This window comes from Cupriavidus sp. YR651 (assembly GCF_900101625.1).
Taxonomy (GTDB): Bacteria; Pseudomonadota; Gammaproteobacteria; order Burkholderiales; family Burkholderiaceae; genus Cupriavidus.
In genome coordinates this window covers 448,639-468,212 of record NZ_FMYZ01000001.1, presented here as the reverse complement: position 1 = coordinate 468,212, position 19,574 = coordinate 448,639, and the positions used below count along the sequence as shown (strand labels likewise).

Genomic DNA, 19,574 nt, shown 5'->3' with positions numbered 1-19,574 from the left:
ATAATCCCGGCCAATGTCAGCACAACGCCCCGTCAAGCCCTCTCCGGTCCAGCCTGCCCAGGCTCAGTCTTCCCCGGCTCCGTCGAATGCCGCCCCGCGCCAGCCGGGCGTCAACGCACGGCCTGCACGCCCTGCGCAAGCGCCGGCCAAATCGGCGAACCAGCCTGCGAATCAGCCCGCAAACCAGCCTGTAAAGCAGCCTGTAAAGCAGCCTGTAAGGCTGCCGGCAAAGCCGCCGGCAACCCAAACGCCGCAGGAGGGCCGGCCGCAGCGCCCCGCCCAGCGTCCCGCCCGATCGCCCGCGTCACCCGGCTCGCCCGGATCGCCCGGATCGCCGCGCAACCCGCAAGCCGGCGGGCGGCCTGCCCAGGCGGGGTCGTCGGGCAAGGCAAGCCAGCCGAACCGGCCGATCAGGCCGGGTCAGCCAAATCAATCGGGTCAGCCAAATCAATCGGGTCAGCCGAATCAGGCGGACCAGCCACGCGAAGCGCGTGAGCCGCGTCCGCCACGGGAGGCGCGTCCGCCGCGCGAGCTGCGTCCGCCTCGCCTGGCGAATCCGCTGCCCGAGATCACGTTTCCGGAAGCGTTGCCGGTTTCCGCGCGCCGCGACGAGATCGCCGCAGCGATGCTGGCCAACCAGGTGGTGATCGTTTCCGGCGAGACCGGGTCCGGCAAGACCACGCAGTTGCCCAAGATAGCGCTGTCGATCGGACGCGGTCCCGCACGGGAGGGCAAGGAGGGCGGCGGCCTGATCGGCCACACCCAGCCGCGGCGGATCGCGGCCACCTCCACGGCCAAACGGATTGCCCAGGAGCTCGGCACGCCGCTCGGCGAGCACGTCGGCTATCAGGTGCGATTCAACGACACGATGTCGCCCGGGGCCTCGGTCAAGCTGATGACCGACGGCATCTTGCTGGCCGAGACGCAAAACGATCCGCTGCTGCGCGCCTACGACACGATCATCATCGATGAGGCGCACGAACGCAGCCTGAACATCGACTTCCTGATTGGCTACCTGCGCCAGATCCTGCCGAAGCGGCCGGACCTGAAGGTGATCATCACCTCCGCGACCATCGACGCTCAGCGCTTTGCCGAGCATTTCGCGCAGGACGGCAAGCCTGCGCCCGTGATCGAGGTCAGCGGCCGCCTGTATCCCGTCGAGATCCGCTATCGCCCGATCCAATCCGATGCCCCGGCCGACGGCGCGCCGAAGTCGGCGCAGGCCAGGGAGCGCGATCTGTTCGACGGCATTGTCGATGCGGTCGACGAACTCTGCCGCCTGGGGCCGGGCGATGTGCTGGTCTTCCTGCCCGGCGAACGCGAGATCCGCGAGGCCGCCGAGGCGTTGCGCAAGCACCATCCGCCGCACACGGAGATTCTCCCGCTGTTCGCGCGGCTGTCCGTGCAGGAGCAGGAACGCGTTTTCAAGCCATCCAACGCGCGCCGGATCGTGCTGGCGACCAACGTGGCCGAGACCTCGCTGACGGTGCCGGGTATCCGCTATGTGGTCGATACAGGCCTGGCGCGGGTCAAGCGCTACTCATACCGCAACAAGGTGGAGCAACTGCAGATCGAATCGATCTCGCAGGCGGCCGCCAACCAGCGCGCAGGCCGGTGCGGCCGGGTGGCCGACGGCGTTTGCGTCCGTCTATATGAAGAATCCGATTTTGTCGGTCGGGTGCGTTTCACCGACCCGGAAATCCTGCGTTCGTCGCTGGCGGCCGTCATCCTGCGGATGAAGGCGCTGCGGCTGACCGATATCGAATCGTTCCCGTTCATCGAGCCGCCGCTGGGCCGCGCCATCGCCGACGGTTATCAGCTGTTGCAGGAACTGGGCGCGGTGGACGATGCGAACCAGTTGACCGGCATCGGCCGCCAGCTCGCCAAGCTGCCGCTGGACCCGCGCGTCGCCCGGATGATCCTGGCCGCGCGCGAGCAGCAGTGCCTGCGCGAGGTGCTGATCATCGCCAGTGCGCTGTCCGTGCAGGATCCGCGCGACCGTCCGCAGGAGGCGCAGGAAGCTGCCGACCAGGCCCACCGGAAGTTCATGGACGAGAAGTCCGAGTTCCTCGGCTGGGTCAAGCTGTGGAAGTGGTTCGAGGAAGCCGTCGCGCACAAGAAGACCAATCGTCAACTGCAGGACCAGTGCCGGGCCAACTTCCTGTCGCATGTGCGGTTGCGCGAATGGCGCGATGTGCATTCGCAACTGCTGACCACGGTGACCGAGCAGGGATGGCGCCTGAACGAGTCGGAGCCGACCTACGAACAGGTGCACAAGGCGCTGCTGACGGGCTTGCTCGGCAACGTCGGCTGCAAGCTGGATGAAGCCGACGGCAAGGGCCGCGAATACCTGGGCGCGCGCGGCATCAAGTTCCACTTGTGGCCGGGATCGCTGATCGCGCGTAAGGTGGGCCGCTGGATCATTGCCGCCGAACTGATCGAAACCAGCCGGTTGTTCGCCCGGACGCTGGCCCGGATCGAGCCGGAATGGCTGGAGCAGGTGGGGCGCCACCTGCTGAAGATCAGCTGGAGCGAACCGCACTGGGAAAAGAAGGCCGGGCAGGTGCTGGCGCTGGAACGCGCCACGCTGTACGGGCTGCTGGTCTACCAGCATCGCCGCGTGCACTACGGTCCGATGAACCCCGCCGAGGCGCGCGAGATCTTTATTCGTAGCGCACTGGTGGAGGGCGAGTTCGACACCCGCCTGCCGTTCTACGCGCACAACCAGCGGCTGGTGCGTGAAATCGAGAACCTCGAGCACAAGTCGCGCCGGCAGGACGTGCTGGTGGATGACGCGCTGATCTACGCGTTCTACGATCGCGCCGTTCCGGCCGAGATCCACAACCAGGTGGCCTTCGAAACGTGGTACGAGGCGGCGTCCGCCCAGGACCGCAAGCTGCTGTATCTGAATCGTGACGAGTTGATGCGGCACGAGGCCGCCGGCATCACGACCGACCTGTTCCCGAAGATCCTGCCGGTTGCCGGCGTGGACATGGGCATGTCGTACCACTTCGAGCCGGGCAGCCATCGGGACGGCGTCACGCTGACGGTGCCGCTCTACGCGCTCAATCAGGTCCGGCCGGAGCGCACGGAATGGCTCGTGCCGGGGATGATCAAGGAAAAGGTGCATCTGCTGCTGAAGTCGCTGCCGCAGAAGCTGCGCCGCCATTGCGTGCCGCTGCCGGAGTACGCCGCCGGGTTTGTCGATCGCCAGCCATTCGGCGAGGGCGAGCTCGTGGATGTGCTCATCGCCGATATCCGCGAGCAGACCGGGACGATGATCAAGCGGGCCGATTTCAAGCTGGAGACATTGCCCGCACACCATTCCATGAACTTCAAGGTGGTCGACGAGCACGGACGCCAGCTGGACATGGGCCGTAACCTGGCGCAATTGCGCGCGGAGTTCGGTGGGCAGGCCCAGCAGTCGTTCCAGAGTATCGCCGCCCGCGATGTGCCGGCGGCCGAGGCCGGCCAGTACGAAAATCTCACGTCATGGTCGTTTGGTGAGCTGCCGGAACTGCTGGAGATCCGCAAGGGCAGCCAGACGCTGTTTGGCTACCCCGCGCTGGTCGATCATGGCGATCACTGCGACGTGGAGGTCTTCGACGATCCTCAGGAGGCTGTGCGCGTGCACCATGCGGGCCTGCGGCGGCTGTTTGCGCTGCAGCTGCGCGACCAGGTGAAGTTCATCGAGAAGAACGTTCCGAATCTGCAGCAGATGGCGATGCAGTACATGACGCTCGGCACGCAGGAGGAGTTGCGCAACCAGATCGTCATGATGGCGCTGGAACGCGCCTGCCTGCAGGCCCCGCTGCCGCGCAACGAGGCGGAATTCAATGCCCGCAAGGACGAGGGCCGCGCGCGGTTGTCGCTGCTCGCGCAGGAAATCGCCCGGCTGGTCGGCACGATCCTGGCCGAGTTTGCCAGCCTGCCGCGCAAGCTGCTGCAGGCCAAGCCGTTTGGATCGGCCTATCAGGACATGGAAGGGCAACTGGCCCGGCTGATGAGCAAGTCGTTTGTCATCGACACGCCGTACACCCAGCTTGTCCACTACCCGCGTTACCTGAAGGGCATCGCGATGCGCGTGGACAAGCTCAAGGGAGACCCGGGGCGCGACAGCCAGCGGATCCAGGAAATGGCGCCACTGGTCCAGCAATGGCAGCGCGCGGAAAAGCAGTTGCGCACGCAGGGTCGCGGCGCGGAGGATGCCCGCCTGGACGAATTCCGCTGGATGCTCGAGGAGTTGCGTGTGGCGTTGTTTGCCCAGGAGTTGCGTACGCCGGTGCCGATGTCCGTCAAGCGGCTCCAGAAGGTCTGGGAATCGATGCAGCGGTAGGGCGCCGCTGCCGATCGTTGCGGCGCGGACTTTCGTGGCGGATACGACGATTTGAAACTAAATGTGAGCGCCGCTTAAGTTTCTGCTGCGGCGTCATCGAATCGGTGCGGCGAAACGTTAGAATGCCCGATTCGTCATGATTTAACGGTCTTATGCTCGCATTGCGTCGCGTTGTGGCTGGCGTGGTATCGGTCGGCGCCTTGGCATTGGCAATGGTGTCCGCCCCCGCGTCAGCGGAAGTGGTGGTGATCCTGAATTCGGGTGACGCGACCGTCACCCTGATCGACAAGGACACCCAGAAGGTGCTGGAAACCTTTCCGATCGGGAAGGAGCCGCATCACCTGATTGCTACCCCGGATGAGAAATCGCTGATCGTGGCCAACGCCGTCGGCAACGACCTGGTCTTCCTCGATCCTGTCACCGGGAAGGTGCAGCAGCGTGTGCCGAATATCGACGACCCCTACCAGGTGGGCTTCTCGCCCGACCAGAAATGGTTCGTTGCCACCGGCAACCGGCTAGACCGCGTGGACGTGTACCGCTGGGACGGACACCAGCTGAAGATCGCCAAGCAGTTCCCGCTGGCCAAGACGCCGAGCCATATCGCCTTCACGGCGGATAGCAAGATCGCCTTTATCACGCTGCAGGATTCCGACCAGATCGCCGCCATCGACCTGACCACGCTGACCGTGCTCTGGACGATGGAAGCGGGCTCCGCGCCGGCTGGCGTCTGGGTCACGCCGGACCAGAAGTACCTGCTGGTGGGCATGACGGGCGCCGACTACGTGGCCGTGATCGACTGGCGCACGCGGACCGTCGTCAAGCAGATCCAGACCGGCAAGGGCGCGCACAACTTCCGCGCGGTCGGCGACAAGCGCCATCTGTTCCTGACCAACCGTGTGTCGGGGTCGATCAGCATCATCGACCAGCAGACGCTGTCCAAGGTTGGTGATATCACCGGCCTGCTGCCAGGCCCGGACGACATGGAGCTGACCGCCGACGGCAAGACGCTCTGGGTGACCTTCCGCTGGGCCCGTTCGGTGGGCCTGATCGATGTGGCCAGCCGCAAGATGGTCAAGACGATCCGCGTGGGCAAGTCGCCCCACGGCATCTACTTCCGCACGCGCGCACCGCTGTACTGAGAGTCGGAGCCGTCATGCGCAGGATGATGACCCGGATCTCCGCCGCGCTGGCGCTGGCCGCGGCGGGTTTGTCCGCCGCCGCCGCCGCGGAGACGAATGCCGGTGCGTGCCGCGCCGGCACGCTGTACCTGACGTTCGACACGGGCAGCATGAGCCAGGCCGAGCTGATCGCGCGGACACTGCGCCGCCACCATATTCGGGCCACGTTCTTCCTCGCCAACGAGCCGACCGTCAACAAGGACAGTTCGCTCGATCCGACATGGGCGCCGTACTGGAAGTCGCTGGCCGCCGACGGTCACGCATTTGGCACGCACACTTTCGATCACGTCTACCTGCGCAGCACGCGGGGTGACAAGGTGACGATGCGTCCGCAGTTCGGCGCGCAGGCTGGCCGCGACGTGACCATGACGGCCGAGACGTTTTGCACCGAACTGCGCCGCAGCGCGCAGGCGTTCCAGTCGATGACCGGCCAGCCGATGGTGCCGTTGTGGCGCGCCCCGGGTGGCCGTACCGCACCGCAGACGCTGGCGTGGGCAGAGCAATGCGGATTCAGGCATGTCGGCTGGGCGCCGGCGGGGTTCCTCGGCGACGAGCTGTCGTCGGAACGCTTCCCGAACCAGGTATTGCTCGACCGCGCGTTGCGCGACCTTCGCAATGGCGATATCGCGATGGCGCACCTGGGCATCTGGTCGCGCAAGGACCCGTGGGCGCCGGGCGTGCTGGAGCCGCTGATCAGCGGTCTGGAGCAGAAGGGATTCTGTTTTGCCACGCTGCGCGAGCATCCCTTGTACAAGGACTGGATCGCGCGGCACACCGTTGCGCGATCGGGCGCAAAATGGGAAGTATCTGAAACCGGGCCGGAGGGCAGGCGGTAATGTGGGACACGTTCAGTAACTGGCTCGGTCTCTGGGTGGGTCAGGTGGAGGCCACGGTCTTCCAGGACGTGGTGCTGCCGGTGGTCTACAACCTGGGCTTCGGTGGCTATGCCGAAGACGCCTTCACCGGCACCGAATGGCTGCTGGTTGGCCTGGTCCAGATTGCCGTGATGATCCTGATCCTGGGTCCGCTGGAAAAGCTGCGGCCCGTGGAGCCGGTCACCGATCGCTCGGCGATCCGCACGGATATTCTCTACACGCTGATTCATCGGCTCGGCCTGTTCCGGCTGGCGATGTTCTTCATGCTGGCGCCGCTCACTGACGGTCTGGAGGGGCACCTGCGCCTGCTGGGCTGGCAGCGGATCAACGTCGAGGACTGGTGGCCGGGCGTGACGTCGGTCCCGCTGGTGAGCTTTTTCGTCTACCTGTTGCTGTTTGATCTGCTGGACTACTGGTATCACCGGCTCTCGCACACCTACCGCTGGTGGTGGAGCCTGCACGCGGTGCACCACAGCCAGCGCCAGATGACGCTCTGGAGCGACAACCGCAATCATCTGGCCGACGACATCCTGCGCGACCTGGTGTTTGCGACTGTGGCGCTGGCCGTGGGCGTGGAGCCGTCCCAGTACGTGTTGCTGGTGGCGCTGTCGCAACTCCTGCAGAGCCTGCAGCATGCCAACCTGCGGCTGCATTTCGGATGGCTGGGCGAGCGGCTGCTGGTATCGCCGCGCTTCCATCGTACGCACCATGCCGTCGGGCTGGGCCATGAACGGCAGGGCGCCGGCGACAAGCCGAAGCGCCTGGGCGGGTGCAATTTCGGCGTGATCTTCCCGTGGTGGGACATGTTGTTCCGCACCGCCGTGTTCACCGACGCCTACTACCCGACCGGCATCCGCGACCAGATGCCGCCGCCCGCAGGCCGCGGCCGCGACTACGGCGCCGGTTTCCTCTCCCAGCAGTGGCTTGGCATCAAACGGTTGCTGCGCCTGGGTTAATCGGCGGCGCCCTCAGCCTATGCTAGGCTCTGAGGGCTTTCCCGATCTCATTCCCGCATGAACGATATCTTCCGCTCGTTTGGTCGCGCCCTGGCCAGTCAGTTTCATCCACGCATGCTGATGCTGACAGTGCTGCCGTTTGTCCTGGCTACCGTGCTGTGGGGTGGCCTGATCTACCTGGCCTGGGACCCGGTCATCGGCACGGCCAGCGCCATTCTCCAGGGGTCGGTCTTCACCAGCTGGATCTACGGCGCGCTGGACTGGGTCGGCCTGCAGTCGCTGCGCGCCGTGGTGGCACCGCTTTTCGTGCTGACGATGGTGATCCCGCTGGTGATCGCCTCGATGCTGATCTTCATCAGCCTGTTCTCGGTGCCGGCCGTGGTGCGGCACCTGGAGCGCAGCTATCCCAATCTGACGAAGGCGCATGGCGGCAGCATCGCCGGCAGCGTGTTTCAGGCGCTCGGCAATACCGTGGTGTTTCTGCTGCTGGTGCTGGTGACCCTGCCGCTGTGGCTGATTCCGCCATTCTTCGCGCTGATTCCACCGGTGCTGTGGGGCTGGCTGACATACCGCGTGATGACCTACGACGCACTGTCCGAACATGCGACAGTCGAAGAGCGCAAGACGATCATGAAACGCCACCGCACGTCGTTGCTGATGATTGGCGTGGCAGTGGGGTTGCTGGGATCGGCGCCGACCTTGCTGTGGGTTTGGTCGGCTGTCATCATCTTCCTGTTTCCGGTGGTGCTGGCAGGCACGCTGTGGCTGTATGTGCTGATATTCATTTTTTCGGCGCTGTGGTTCGGCCATTTTTGCCTGCGGGCCCTGGCCGACTTGCGCGCCGAACGTGCGGCGGCCGCGCCGCCACCGCACGACGTCGTTGACGTCATCGACCTGGCGCCGTCCGACGTGCGCCGTATTGAACAATCCTGAGTGAGGGCACCATGGGTTTCGGTTTGATTGTCATCGGCGACGAGATTCTGTCCGGGCGACGCGAGGACAAGCACATGCGCCGGGCCATCGAACTGCTGGGCGCGCGTGGACTGGCGCTGGACTGGGCCGAGTACATCGGCGATGAGCGCGACCGCATCACCGCCGCGCTGCGTCGCACGCTGGCCGGACCGGACATCGTGTTCTGCACGGGCGGCATCGGTGCCACGCCGGATGACCACACGCGGCAGTGCGCGGCGGCGGCACTGGGCGTGGATCTGGCGCTGCATCCCGAGGCGCGCGAGCAGATTGCGCTGCGCATCGCCGAAACCGCCAACGGCGACCCAGTCAAGGGCGACCTGAACCTGCCCGAGAACCAGCATCGGTTCAAGATGGGCGAGTTTCCGGCCGGTGCTCGGATCATTCCCAACAGCTATAACCGCATTCCCGGATTCTCCGTGGCGGATCACCATTTCATGCCGGGTTTTCCGGTCATGGCATGGCCGATGATGGAGTGGGTGCTCGACCACTACTACTCGCACCTGTTTCACCGGGAAGTCGAGCAATCGCGCGCGTTCTATGTGTTCGAGGCGCCGGAGTCCACATTGACGCCGCTGATGGAGCAAGTGGAGGCGGCCTTCGCCGGCATCCGCGTGTTCAGCCTGCCGTCCGTGGGCGATGTCAGCCGTGGCGATCGCCTCGCGCGCCGTCATATCGACCTGGGCGTGAAGGGCCCGGGCGAGCTGGTGGCGCCGGCGTACGCCATGCTGCTGGACGGCGTGCGTGCGATGGGCTTCGAAATCGTGGAGCAGTAGCTGCAACAGGGCTGCAAAGGCGTGCAGCCGAAGCGAGACAGGCGGGAAGTGAAGCCCGCACAAAAAAAGCGGCCTCTCGGGGCCGCTTTGTTGCGTCTGGCGTTTCCGCTCAGGCGCCGTGCCAGGGCAGGCCGCGCACGCACCAGCCTTCCACGGTCTTGCGGTGATGCTGCTCGTCACGGTTGCCTTCGAAGCCTTCCAGCACGTCCATCGCGAACGGGTAGCCGGCCTCCGTGGCCACGCGCGCAGCATGCTTGGAGCGCGCCGCGCTGCGACACAGGAAGAGCACGGGCACATCGGTCGGCACGCGCGCCTTCAGTTCTTCGAGAAACTTCGCATTCTGCGCGCCACCCGGGTAGGACATCCATTCCACGTGCGCGAACTGCTCATCGGGCAGATCCACGCCGCCCACCCAGTCCAGCTCGGCCTGAGTGCGGACGTCCACCAGCACGGCAGCCGGATCGGCCTGCAGCAGCGCATAGGCTTCCTGCGGGGTGAGAGCGCCGAAGTAGGCAAGCTGGTTCTGTTGCTGGCGCTCGCGCGCCGCCTGAAGGAGGTCGTCTCGGGTAGTCATCTTCTGTGACGGAATCAATAAGAGGGGCGGAGAAGCGCGGCCTCGGCTGCACGTCGACCATCACGTCGTCGCCGTACCGGGGATGGCGCAGCATTTCGGCGCTATTCTAGCGCGTGGCCAATGTGCCAGCCCGAAAAACGTCACTCCGCAGTATGCATCGTCATGGTGCGAGCGCACTCGAATGGTGCGATTCCTTGAATCATGCACCGTAATGGTGTTTGATAAGTGCGGCGGCGTCAGTGATGCAAGTGCGTCTGCCGGCGCGTCCCGCGTGGCGAGCCAGGTTGTATGCAATCCGCGGCCCCCGTGGCGGTGCGGAACCGCCAGCAGGTGCACATTTTTCGGGATGGCGAGGGCAAATGATGGCTTCAGTTGGCATGCTTTCTGCTAACATTCCTCGTCCCTTTTGGGGCGGTCTTCGCGGGTGTTTCCCGGCGGCCGCGCAGTCGTGCTGCGGCAGGCTGGAACGGTGACCGAACCAACAATGGCTTTCCCAGACTCAGCCCGAATTTCCAGGAGATAGGCATGGCCCACAGCGTTGCAGATGTGATGAAGATCGTGAAGGAAAACGACGTCAAGTTCGTCGATTTCCGCTTCACGGATACCAAAGGCAAGGAGCAACACGTGTCTGTGCCCGTGTCGCACTTCGACGATGACAAGTTCGAGAGCGGCCACGCTTTCGACGGTTCGTCGATCGCCGGCTGGAAGGGTATCGAAGCTTCGGACATGCTGCTGATGCCGGATTCGAACACGGCCCACATCGACCCGTTCTACGAAGAGCCGACGCTGGTGCTGACTTGCGACGTGATCGAGCCGTCGGACGGCAAGGGCTACGACCGCGACCCGCGTTCCATCGCCAAGCGCGCCGAGGCCTACCTGAAGAGCACCGGCCTGGGCGACACCGCCTTCTTCGGTCCGGAACCCGAATTCTTCATTTTCGACGGCGTGACCTGGAACGTCGACATGCAGGGGTGCTCGGTCAAGATCAACTCGGAAGAAGCCCCGTGGTCGTCGGGCAAGGAATTCGAGCACGGCAACAGCGGTCACCGTCCGGGCAAGAAGGGCGGCTATTTCCCGGTTGCCCCGATCGACACGTTCCAGGACATCCGTTCGGAAATGTGCCTGATTCTTGAATCGCTGGGCATCCCCGTGGAAGTGCACCACCACGAAGTGGCTGGCCAGGGCCAGAACGAAATCGGCACGCGCTTCAGCACGCTGGTGCAACGCGCCGACTGGACGCAGCTGCAGAAGTACGTGATCCAGAACGTGGCCCATACCTATGGCAAGACCGCCACGTTCATGCCGAAGCCGGTCGTGGGCGACAACGGTTCGGGCATGCACGTTCACCAGTCCGTGTGGAAGGACGGCCAGAACCTGTTCGCGGGCAACGGCTATGCCGGCCTGTCGGAATTCGCGCTGTACTACATCGGCGGCATCATCAAGCACGCTCGCGCGCTGAACGCCCTGACCAACCCGGGCACGAACTCGTACAAGCGTCTGGTGCCGGGCTTCGAAGCCCCGGTGAAGCTGGCTTACTCGGCCCGCAACCGTTCGGCCTCGATCCGTATTCCTTACGTGGCCAACCCGAAGGGCCGTCGTATCGAAACCCGCTTCCCGGATCCGCTGATGAACCCGTACCTGGGCTTCTCGGCGCTGCTGATGGCCGGTCTGGATGGCGTGATGAACAAGATCCACCCGGGTGAAGCCGCCGACAAGAACCTGTACGACCTGCCGCCGGAAGAGGATGCAAAGATCCCGACCGTCTGCTCGAGCCTCGACCAGGCCCTGGAGTACCTCGACAACGACCGTGAGTTCCTGACCCGCGGCGGTGTGTTCTCCAACTCCATGATCGATGCCTACATCGAACTGAAGATGGAAGAAGTCACGCGTTTCCGCATGACGACTCACCCGATCGAGTTCGAGATGTACTACTCGCTGTAAGCGATCCCGTTGCCAGGTTGTCACCGGGCAACAGTTGCACCAGGAAGGGGCGGCTTCGGCTGTCCCTTTTTGTTTTGCTGGCGGGTTGATCGCTAGAATGGGGCTCTTTCCCTAACCATCATGTCGGTGTTCATGGACGCGAATTCGAACAAGATCTCGAGCAGTGCCGCCCACGGCGGAATGCACCAAATCCGTGTGGGTCTCCCCATTCTGGTGACGGCCGTGATGCTGGTGCTGGGAGGGTGGAGTCAGCCGGCGCCGGCGCAATCGTCGGATGTCTACGTGTGCAAGGGTGCCAATGGCGTGCCCGAGTATCGCAATGGCAATCCGGGCAACAGCAAGGATTGCAAGCGGCTGAACCTGCCCGACGTGGTGACCGTGCCGGGCGGACGGACGACATCGGGCGGCGCGGGCAAGGCCACCACGGCCGCCGCCTCGCCGACCGCGTTCCCGCGCGTGGACAGCGCCACGCAGAAGAACCGCGACGGCGAACGCCGCGCCGTGCTGGAGCAGGAATTGCAGAGCGAGGAGGCCAAGCTGTCCGGCCTGCGCGCCGAGTACAACAACGGCGAGCCCGAGCGCCAGGGCAATGAGCGTAACTACCAGAAGTACCTCGATCGCACGGCCCGGCTGCGCGATGACATCGCGCGCGGCGAGGCCAATGCCGCATCGTTGCGTCGCGAGCTTTCCAACCTGAAGGACTAATCGCATGCGTCGCCTGATTCGCGGAGTGTCCCGCAAAGTCACTGGCGCCGATCGCAAGTCGGAGCCAGCCACCTCGCCAGACAGTGCCGATCCGGCGGCGAGCGATGCAGACATCCTGCCGTTGGGCGATGTGGTCTTTCATCCGGGGCTGGACGTGGTGGCCAATCCCGTGCTGCTGGTGCGCCAGCCCGGCCTGCACGTGGTCTACGCCAACCCCGCCGCCGAGGCCAGCTTTGCGCTGTCGCGCCGCGCCATGGTGGAGCTGACGCTGCCGGATCTGTTTGGCGCGTCCGACGAACTCGACGCCATGATCGAGTCGGTCATCGCCCGGCAGGTAGACGTACGCCGCCAGGACCTGGTCTTGCGGCCGCCGCTGCAGGAAGCGATCCACGCGCACGTGGTCATTGGCGCGCTGGAGGGGCACGCCGGCATCGTGCTTGTGGAGATCCTGCTGAACGAGCAGAAGGTCCGCAGCGACCGCGAGGAACGCATCCTCGACCTGACCTCGGCCAACAAGGAGCTGATCCGCAATCTGGCCCACGAGATCAAGAATCCGCTGGGGGGCATCCGCGGTGCGGCCCAGTTGCTGGAATTCGAACTCCCCGAGCGCTCCCTGCGCGAATACACACAGGTCATCATCAAGGAGTCGGACCGCCTGCAGACGCTGGTGGACCGCCTGCTGGAGCCGCACCGGCATCCCCATATCGTCTCGGACCTCAATATCCACGAGGTGCTGGAGCGCGTGCGATCCGTGGTCCTGGCGGAATTCCCCAACGGGCTGGATATCGTGCGCGACTACGACGCGAGCCTGCCTGACCTGCGTGGCGACATGGAGCAGCTGATCCAGGCCGTGCTGAACATCGTGCACAACGCCGCGCAGGCGCTGCACGAGCGCATTGCCCGTGGCGACGCGCAGATCGTGCTGCGCACGCGGGTGGCTCGCCAGGTGACCATTGCCAAGCGACTTTTCAAGCTGGCATTGGACTTGCATGTCATCGATAACGGCCCGGGCATCCCCGAGGACATTCGCGAACGCATCTTCTATCCATTGGTATCGGGCAGGGATGGCGGTAGCGGACTCGGTCTCACACTCGCTCAAACCTTCGTGCAGCAGCACGAGGGCTTGATCGAATGCGAGAGCCGGCCGGGCTGTACCGACTTCCGTATCCTGCTGCCACTCCACTAGGCGCCTCCCTGGCGAATCGTGCGAGCGGTGCGGACCTGCCAACAGCGGGCGAACGGGAGACCAAATGACACCGAGCAGACAAGCGACGCACATGAAGCCGATCTGGATAGTCGACGACGATCAATCAATCCGCTGGGTCCTGGAAAAGGCCCTCGCACGTGAAAGCCTGCTCTCCCGCAGTTTTACCAATGTCCGCGACGTGCTGGCGGCGTTGGAGGAGGACGAGCCGCAAGTCCTGATCTCCGATATCCGCATGCCTGGCGGGTCTGGGCTGGACCTGCTGCAGGCCATCAAGGCGCGCCACCCGGGCCTGCCGGTCATCGTGATGACCGCGTACTCGGACCTCGACAGTGCGGTGGCTGCATTCCAGGGCGGCGCCTTCGAATATCTGGCCAAGCCGTTCGACGTGGACAAGGCGGTCGAACTGATTCGCCGGGCGCTGGAAGAGAGCCTGCGCGAAGAGGAGATGGACGATCGGCTGGTTGATGCGCCCGAGATTCTCGGTCAGGCACCGGCGATGCAGGATGTGTTCCGCGCGATCGGCCGGCTGTCGCAATCGAATGTCACCGTGATGATCACCGGCGAGTCCGGTACCGGCAAGGAGCTGGTGGCGCGCGCGCTGCACAAGCACAGTCCGCGTGCCAATGGGCCGTTCATCGCGTTGAACACTGCGGCGATTCCCAAGGATCTGCTGGAGTCGGAACTGTTCGGTCACGAACGTGGCGCGTTCACCGGAGCGCAGACCATGCGTCGGGGCCGGTTCGAGCAGGCCGAGGGCGGCACGCTGTTCCTCGATGAAATCGGCGACATGCCGTTCGACCTGCAGACGCGCCTGTTGCGGGTGCTGTCGGACGGCAACTTCTATCGGGTCGGCGGTCACAACCCGCTGCGCGCCAACGTGCGCGTGATCGCCGCGACGCACCAGAACCTGGAGACGCGCGTCAAGGAGGGGCTGTTCCGTGAGGACTTGTTCCACCGCCTGAACGTGATCCGCCTGCGCCTGCCGCCGCTGCGCGAACGGCCGGAAGACATCACGCTGCTGGCGCGCCATTTCCTGCAAAAGAGTGCGAAGGAACTGGGCGTGGAGCCCAAGCGGATGTCCGACGAGGCGCTGACCTACGTCAGCACGCTGCCTTTCCCCGGCAACGTGCGGCAACTCGAGAATCTCTGCAACTGGCTGACCGTGATGGCGCCGGCGCAGACCATCGAGGTCAAGGACCTGCCGCGTGAAATGATTGGAACCGGCCAGGATAGCGGTGCGGCGGCCGTGCGTCAGCATGCGGGCGAGGCCCGCGCGGGCGGCGGCGAGTACGAGGCGTTGGAGACCGCCGACTACGGCATGGGCGCGCCGGGCATCGAAGGCGACATGATGGTCGCGACGCGTCCGCCCATGGTGTCGAGCGCGCCGGGCGTGGCGGCGACGCCGGCGTTTGCCGCGAGTCCGGTTTCCGCCAACTGGGAAGCACTGCTGGCTGGCGAGGCCAAGACCATGCTGGAATCGGGGCAACCTGAGGTGATGGACGTACTCACTCGCCGCTTCGAGAAGGCCGTGCTGGAGGCCGCCCTCGGCGTCACGCGTGGCCGCCGGGTGGAAGCCGCGACGCGACTCGGGATCGGCCGGAACACGATTACCCGCAAGTTGCAGGAGCTGGGCTTCGACTAATGTCAGGCTCCGGTGCGGGCCGATGGCTTGTCCCTTCTCTTGCTTGCGGGAGAGGGGGCCTGACCGGCTGCCGCACTGGGCGCCCGACGGACGTCCGGTCGGTGTCCGCCGGGTGTCCCGGCCTGGCGCCTTCACAAATTTGCGCCTTCAAGTCTGGCGCCCTCAGGTCTGGTGTCTTCAGCCTTCCCGCGCCACCAGCAGTCTCTCCGCCATCTCGGCGAATCCCTCGCCGCCGGCTGCATTCGTGACATAGGCTGGTGTCACCGGCAGCAGGTGCAGGATCTCACGCACGTTCGCTACGCCCACCGACAACGGGAAGTGGCCGAACATCGCCACGTCGTTTGCCGAATCGCCGATGAACAGCCAGTCATCGCGGTTGGCGTCCACATCATCCCCGAGCAACTCCGCAACGCAAAGCCGGCTCATCGACAGCTTGTCGTGCTTGCCGAACCATCCGTTTACATGGATCGAACTGACCGTTGCGGTCATGCCAGCCTCCCGCATCATCGCTGCGATGCGCTCAACTGCCTGCTGTGGCAATGGCGGGACGTCCTCCGCGTGGTCGATTGCCAGGTCAGCGGCGTGCCAGGCCTGATCGGATGCCAGCGCGCTTCCGGGAACCTCGCGAAGGATGGCCTCGCCCAGCGCGTGGATCCTCTCCAGGTTTGCCGCGCGCGTCTTTTCGTCGTCCAGGAAGCGAGTGACGAGCTTGTTGTTGTGCAAATGTGAGTAGAAGGCGCCGTTTTCACCGATGATGGCGTCGACCGGCCAGAGCCGGGTCAGGATTTCGGCCCAGGCGATGCAGCGCCCTGTTACCGGAATCACGTGCAGGCCGGCCCGTGCCAGCCGGTCCAGCGCCAGATAGGTGGAGGCGGGCAGCCGGCCGTCGGTGGTCAGCGTGCCGTCGATATCGGTCAGGATGCCGCGCACACGGCGCAGGGCGGCATCGGGCAGGGCGGAGAAGGGTTGCATGGTCGTCATGGCCGGGCATTTTACGCAACTGGCACCCGCGCATATCACCGACCGTGACACCTGTGTGTCGTCAAAATGCCGCAACAATCTCTCTGCAAGGCGGGTTTGCCCGGTTTTCGTTGGGGTGAGACCGGCGTAACATCCGGCTGTCACAAAAAATGCATACAGTCGGTCGCTTTTTCACATTTTTGCCCGACTCATAACAGCCTCAGGAGAGATGCCGATGTCTTTTCCACGTACCGTATTGAAACTGGCCGCCGTCGCCACCCTGGCCATGGCCGGCACGGCTCACGCCGCCGTCGAAATCCAATGGTGGCACGCCATGCAGGGCGCGCTGAACGACAAAGTCAACGAAATTGCCGACAAGTTCAACGCGAGCCAGACCGACTACAAGATCGTGCCGGTCAACAAGGGCAACTACGACGAAACCATGGCGGCTGGTATCGCGGCCTTCCGTGCGGGCGGCGCGCCGGCCATCCTGCAGGTGTTCGAAGTCGGTACCGCGACGATGATGAGTGCCAAGGGCGCCATCAAGCCGGTTTCCACCGTGATGAAGGACGCCGGCGAGAAATTCGACCAGAAGGCCTATATTCCGGCGGTCGCCGGGTACTACACGTCGTCGAAGGGCGAAATGCTGTCGTTCCCGTTCAACAGCTCGACGACGGTCTTCTATTACAACAAGGACGCCTTCAAGAAGGCCGGCCTCTCCGCGCCCCCCAAGACGTGGCCCGAAGTGATGCAGTATTCGGCCAAGCTGAAGGCTTCCGGCACTAACTGCGCCTATACCACCGACTGGCAGGGCTGGGTGCACCTCGAGAGCTTCTCGGCCTGGCATAACACGCTGTTCGCGACCAAGAACAACGGCTTTGGCGGCACGGACGCCCGCCTGGTATTCAACAGCCCGCTGCACGTGAAGCACATCACGAACCTGCAGGAAATGGTCAAGAAGGGCTATTTCAGCTACGGCGGCCGCAAGGCGGAGTCGCAGGCCAAGTTCTATAACGGCGAATGCGCGATGTTCACGGGTTCTTCGGCGTCGTTGGCCAACATCCGCAAGAACGCCAAGTTCCAGTTCGGCGTGTCGCAACTGCCTTACTACCCGGACGTGCAGGGCGCCCCGCAGAACACGATCATTGGCGGCGCGTCGCTGTGGGTAATGGGCGGCAAGAAGGCGGAAGAGTACAAGGGCGTGGCCAAATTCTTCACGTTCCTCTCGCGTCCGGAAATCCAGTCGGACTGGCACCAGGCCACCGGCTACCTGCCGGTCACGATGGCTTCGTATGAGCTGACCAAGAAGTCGGGCTACTACGACAAGAACCCGGGCGCCGAAGTGTCCGTGGAACAGATGGTCGTGAAGACTACCGAGAAGTCGCGCGGCGTGCGCCTGGGCAACCTGGTGCAGATTCGCACGGTGGTGGACGAGGAACTGGAAGCCGTCTGGGCCGGCAAGAAGGAACCGAAGGCGGCGCTGGACACAGCCGTTGCCCGCGGTAACGAACTGCTGGAACGCTTCCAGAAGACGGCCAAGGAGTAAGGCGCGATTGCCCGGCGCGACCGGGCAGGGCGCACCGAGAGCGGGCGGCGGCGAATCCGTCGCCCGCTTGCTTTATGGATATCCGGGCTGACTCGCCTTGGGTGTCTTGTCAGGGAGCCGCGACCCCGCGGCGTTTGCCGGATAGTTAACGATGGAAAAACGCGTCGTTTTTCGCTCGCCGTGGCTGCCGTATCTGCTGGTCTTGCCGCAGATCGCCATCACGCTGATCTTCTTCTTCCTGCCTGCGGGCCAGGCGCTGTACCAGTCGATGCTGCAGCAGGATGCCTTCGGCATCAACCTGGAGTTCGTCGGCCTCGAAAACTTTGCCGCGCTGTTGAAGGATACCCAGTATGTGGAGTCCTTCCAGACCACGGCGATCTTCGCCATTGGCGTGACCGTGGTGGGCTTGTCCGTGGCGCTCTTGCTGGCCTACTTTGCGGATCGCGTGGTGCGCGCGGCCACGGGCTACAAGACCCTGCTGATCTGGCCGTACGCCGTGGCACCCGCCGTGGCGGGCGTGCTGTGGATGTTCATGTTCAATCCGACGCTCGGCGTGGTGGCCTACGCGTTGCGCAAGATGGGCGTGGACTGGAACTTCCTGCTCAACGGCAATCAGGCGCTGGCGCTGGTGGTGCTGGCCGCGGCATGGAAGCAGATCAGCTACAACTTCCTGTTCTTCCTGGCCGGGTTGCAGAGCATCCCGAAATCCCTGATCGAGGCCGCGGCCATCGACGGCGCGGGTCCGTGGAGGCGCTTCTGGTCGATCGTGTTCCCGCTGCTGTCGCCGACCACGTTCTTCCTGCTGGTGATCAACGTCGTCTACGCGTTCTTCGACACCTTCGCCATCATCGACGCCGTGACGCATGGCGGCCCTTTCAATTCCACCAACACGCTCGTCTACAAGGTCTTTCACGACGGCTTCCGCGGCATGGATATCGGCGGTTCGGCGGCGCAGTCCGTCGTGCTGATGGTGATCGTGATCGCGCTGACCGTGGTGCAGTTCCGTTTCGTGGAACGCAAGGTCCAGTACTGACAGAGGCACGCAATGGTAGAACGTCGACCAATACTTGATTTCATTACGCACCTGGTGCTGATTCTCGGCATCGTTGTCGTGGCCTTTCCGGTGTACCTGACCTTCGTGGCGTCCACGCTGACGGCCGAGCAGGTGCTGGATGCGCCGATGACGATGATTCCGGGCGGCCACCTGTTCGAAAACTATCGCACGGTGCTGTTCCGGGGCGTGGGGGAGGCCGCATCGCCGGTCGCCACCATGATGAAGAACAGCCTGATCATGGCGCTGGGCATTGCCCTCGGCAAGATCGCCATTTCGATCATCTCGGCCTTTGCGATCGTCTATTTCCGCTTTCCGCTGCGCAAGACCTTCTTCTGGTTGATCTTCATCACGCTGATGCTGCCGGTGGAAGTGCGGATCCTGCCGACCTACAAGGTGGTGTCGGATCTGGGCTTGCTGGACAGCTACTTCGGCCTGACGATTCCGATCATCGCATCGGCCACCGCCACGTTCCTGTTCCGCCAGTTCTTCCTGACCATTCCGGACGAACTGGCCGAGGCAGCGCGCATCGACGGCGCCGGCCCGCTGCGTTTCTTCTGGGACGTGGTGCTGCCGCTGTCGCGCACCAGCATCGCCGCGCTGTTCGTGATCCAGTTTATCTATGGCTGGAACCAGTACCTCTGGCCGCTGCTGATCACGACGCAGAAGTCGATGACGCCAGTGGTGGTGGGCGTGACGCAGATGATCTCCCGTTCGGGCGATGCCGCCACGGACTGGAACCTGGTGATGGCTACCGTGATGCTGGCGATGATCCCGCCGGCCGTGGTGGTGGTGCTGATGCAACGATGGTTCGTCAAGGGCCTGGTGGAAACGGAAAAATAAGGCAGGGAAAACTAG

At 64.3% G+C, this 19,574-nt stretch carries 15 protein-coding genes; 13 read left to right on the top strand and 2 right to left on the bottom strand.

Going from position 1 to position 19,574, the window contains the following annotated elements; all coding sequences use genetic code 11:
- Positions 1-13 precede the first annotated feature (13 nt).
- The 6 genes from hrpA (at position 14) to BLR29_RS02000 (ending at position 9,090) form a co-directional block, all read left to right on the top strand.
- Positions 14-4,336 carry an ATP-dependent RNA helicase HrpA gene (hrpA, locus tag BLR29_RS02025; RefSeq protein WP_369804548.1) on the top strand — a complete coding sequence of 1,441 codons (4,323 nt, stop codon included), beginning with the start codon at positions 14-16 and terminating at the stop codon, positions 4,334-4,336.
- A 152-nt stretch (positions 4,337-4,488) separates the two neighbouring features.
- Positions 4,489-5,475, top strand: coding sequence for a YVTN family beta-propeller repeat protein (locus tag BLR29_RS02020; protein ID WP_092134237.1), 987 nt, complete (start codon positions 4,489-4,491; stop codon positions 5,473-5,475).
- Between the two features lie 14 nt (positions 5,476-5,489).
- Positions 5,490-6,350: a polysaccharide deacetylase family protein gene (locus BLR29_RS02015; protein WP_092134236.1), complete on the top strand. Its 861-nt coding sequence runs from the start codon at positions 5,490-5,492 to the stop codon at positions 6,348-6,350.
- The gene (locus BLR29_RS02010) at positions 6,350-7,345 is read left to right on the top strand and encodes a sterol desaturase family protein (RefSeq protein WP_092134234.1); all 996 of its coding nucleotides are present in this window, start codon (positions 6,350-6,352) and stop codon (positions 7,343-7,345) included. Before BLR29_RS02015 ends, BLR29_RS02010 begins: the two co-directional genes overlap by 1 nt.
- A 57-nt stretch (positions 7,346-7,402) precedes the next feature.
- Positions 7,403-8,278 carry an EI24 domain-containing protein gene (locus tag BLR29_RS02005; RefSeq protein ID WP_092134232.1) on the top strand — a complete coding sequence of 292 codons (876 nt, stop codon included), beginning with the start codon at positions 7,403-7,405 and terminating at the stop codon, positions 8,276-8,278.
- Positions 8,279-8,289: 11 nt separating this feature from the next.
- Entirely contained in the window at positions 8,290-9,090 is an 801-nt protein-coding gene (locus BLR29_RS02000) for a competence/damage-inducible protein A (protein WP_092134231.1), read from the top strand.
- A 109-nt stretch (positions 9,091-9,199) separates the two neighbouring features.
- Here the strand turns inward: BLR29_RS02000 and BLR29_RS01995 are convergent, their stop codons facing one another.
- Complete coding sequence (locus BLR29_RS01995; protein ID WP_092134229.1) at positions 9,200-9,664, bottom strand: rhodanese-like domain-containing protein; 465 nt, start codon at positions 9,662-9,664, stop codon at positions 9,200-9,202.
- 525 nt (positions 9,665-10,189) lie between these two features.
- Between BLR29_RS01995 and BLR29_RS01990 the strand changes: the two genes are divergently transcribed.
- The 4 genes from BLR29_RS01990 to ntrC all read left to right on the top strand — a co-directional run bounded on the left by BLR29_RS01990 (position 10,190) and on the right by ntrC (position 15,159).
- Positions 10,190-11,605, top strand: a complete 1,416-nt coding sequence (locus BLR29_RS01990; protein WP_092134228.1) for a 3-hydroxylaminophenol mutase — start codon at positions 10,190-10,192, stop codon at positions 11,603-11,605.
- Between the two features lie 180 nt (positions 11,606-11,785).
- Positions 11,786-12,310: a DUF4124 domain-containing protein gene (locus BLR29_RS01985; protein ID WP_092135379.1), complete on the top strand. Its 525-nt coding sequence runs from the start codon at positions 11,786-11,788 to the stop codon at positions 12,308-12,310.
- A gap of 4 nt (positions 12,311-12,314) precedes the next feature.
- Positions 12,315-13,496: a nitrogen regulation protein NR(II) gene (glnL, locus tag BLR29_RS01980; RefSeq protein ID WP_092134226.1), complete on the top strand. Its 1,182-nt coding sequence runs from the start codon at positions 12,315-12,317 to the stop codon at positions 13,494-13,496.
- A gap of 91 nt (positions 13,497-13,587) precedes the next feature.
- The gene (gene ntrC / locus BLR29_RS01975; protein ID WP_092134225.1) at positions 13,588-15,159 is read left to right on the top strand and encodes a nitrogen regulation protein NR(I); all 1,572 of its coding nucleotides are present in this window, start codon (positions 13,588-13,590) and stop codon (positions 15,157-15,159) included.
- Between the two features lie 177 nt (positions 15,160-15,336).
- Here the strand turns inward: ntrC and BLR29_RS01970 are convergent, their stop codons facing one another.
- Positions 15,337-16,140: an HAD-IIB family hydrolase gene (locus tag BLR29_RS01970; protein ID WP_092134223.1), complete on the bottom strand. Its 804-nt coding sequence runs from the start codon at positions 16,138-16,140 to the stop codon at positions 15,337-15,339.
- 214 nt (positions 16,141-16,354) lie between these two features.
- Between BLR29_RS01970 and ugpB the strand changes: the two genes are divergently transcribed.
- From ugpB to ugpE, 3 genes are all read left to right on the top strand, one after another.
- Positions 16,355-17,665 (top strand): sn-glycerol-3-phosphate ABC transporter substrate-binding protein UgpB, encoded by a 1,311-nt coding sequence (ugpB, locus tag BLR29_RS01965; protein ID WP_092134221.1) that lies wholly within the window; start codon positions 16,355-16,357, stop codon positions 17,663-17,665.
- A gap of 151 nt (positions 17,666-17,816) precedes the next feature.
- Positions 17,817-18,698: a sn-glycerol-3-phosphate ABC transporter permease UgpA gene (gene ugpA / locus BLR29_RS01960; RefSeq protein ID WP_092134220.1), complete on the top strand. Its 882-nt coding sequence runs from the start codon at positions 17,817-17,819 to the stop codon at positions 18,696-18,698.
- Positions 18,699-18,710: 12 nt separating this feature from the next.
- Positions 18,711-19,559, top strand: a complete 849-nt coding sequence (gene ugpE, locus BLR29_RS01955) for a sn-glycerol-3-phosphate ABC transporter permease UgpE (RefSeq protein WP_092134218.1) — start codon at positions 18,711-18,713, stop codon at positions 19,557-19,559.
- The last annotated feature ends 15 nt before the right edge of the window (positions 19,560-19,574 follow it).

What these genes read in the sequence shown, in the direction of transcription:
- BLR29_RS02020 (WP_092134237.1), top strand. Translation starts at nt 4,489, where the DNA reads ATGCTCGCATTGCGTCGCGTTGTGGCTGGCGTGGTATCGGTCGGCGCC.
- BLR29_RS02000 (WP_092134231.1), top strand. Translation starts at nt 8,290, where the DNA reads ATGGGTTTCGGTTTGATTGTCATCGGCGACGAGATTCTGTCCGGGCGA.
- ugpB (WP_092134221.1), top strand. Translation starts at nt 16,355, where the DNA reads ATGTCTTTTCCACGTACCGTATTGAAACTGGCCGCCGTCGCCACCCTG.
- BLR29_RS01970 (WP_092134223.1), bottom strand. Translation starts at nt 16,140, where the DNA reads ATGACGACCATGCAACCCTTCTCCGCCCTGCCCGATGCCGCCCTGCGC.
- BLR29_RS01985 (WP_092135379.1), top strand. Translation starts at nt 11,786, where the DNA reads ATGCACCAAATCCGTGTGGGTCTCCCCATTCTGGTGACGGCCGTGATG.
- BLR29_RS01995 (WP_092134229.1), bottom strand. Translation starts at nt 9,664, where the DNA reads ATGACTACCCGAGACGACCTCCTTCAGGCGGCGCGCGAGCGCCAGCAA.
- BLR29_RS02010 (WP_092134234.1), top strand. Translation starts at nt 6,350, where the DNA reads ATGTGGGACACGTTCAGTAACTGGCTCGGTCTCTGGGTGGGTCAGGTG.
- BLR29_RS02015 (WP_092134236.1), top strand. Translation starts at nt 5,490, where the DNA reads ATGCGCAGGATGATGACCCGGATCTCCGCCGCGCTGGCGCTGGCCGCG.
- glnL (WP_092134226.1), top strand. Translation starts at nt 12,315, where the DNA reads ATGCGTCGCCTGATTCGCGGAGTGTCCCGCAAAGTCACTGGCGCCGAT.
- BLR29_RS02005 (WP_092134232.1), top strand. Translation starts at nt 7,403, where the DNA reads ATGAACGATATCTTCCGCTCGTTTGGTCGCGCCCTGGCCAGTCAGTTT.
- hrpA (WP_369804548.1), top strand. Translation starts at nt 14, where the DNA reads ATGTCAGCACAACGCCCCGTCAAGCCCTCTCCGGTCCAGCCTGCCCAG.
- ntrC (WP_092134225.1), top strand. Translation starts at nt 13,588, where the DNA reads ATGAAGCCGATCTGGATAGTCGACGACGATCAATCAATCCGCTGGGTC.
- BLR29_RS01990 (WP_092134228.1), top strand. Translation starts at nt 10,190, where the DNA reads ATGGCCCACAGCGTTGCAGATGTGATGAAGATCGTGAAGGAAAACGAC.
- ugpA (WP_092134220.1), top strand. Translation starts at nt 17,817, where the DNA reads ATGGAAAAACGCGTCGTTTTTCGCTCGCCGTGGCTGCCGTATCTGCTG.
- ugpE (WP_092134218.1), top strand. Translation starts at nt 18,711, where the DNA reads ATGGTAGAACGTCGACCAATACTTGATTTCATTACGCACCTGGTGCTG.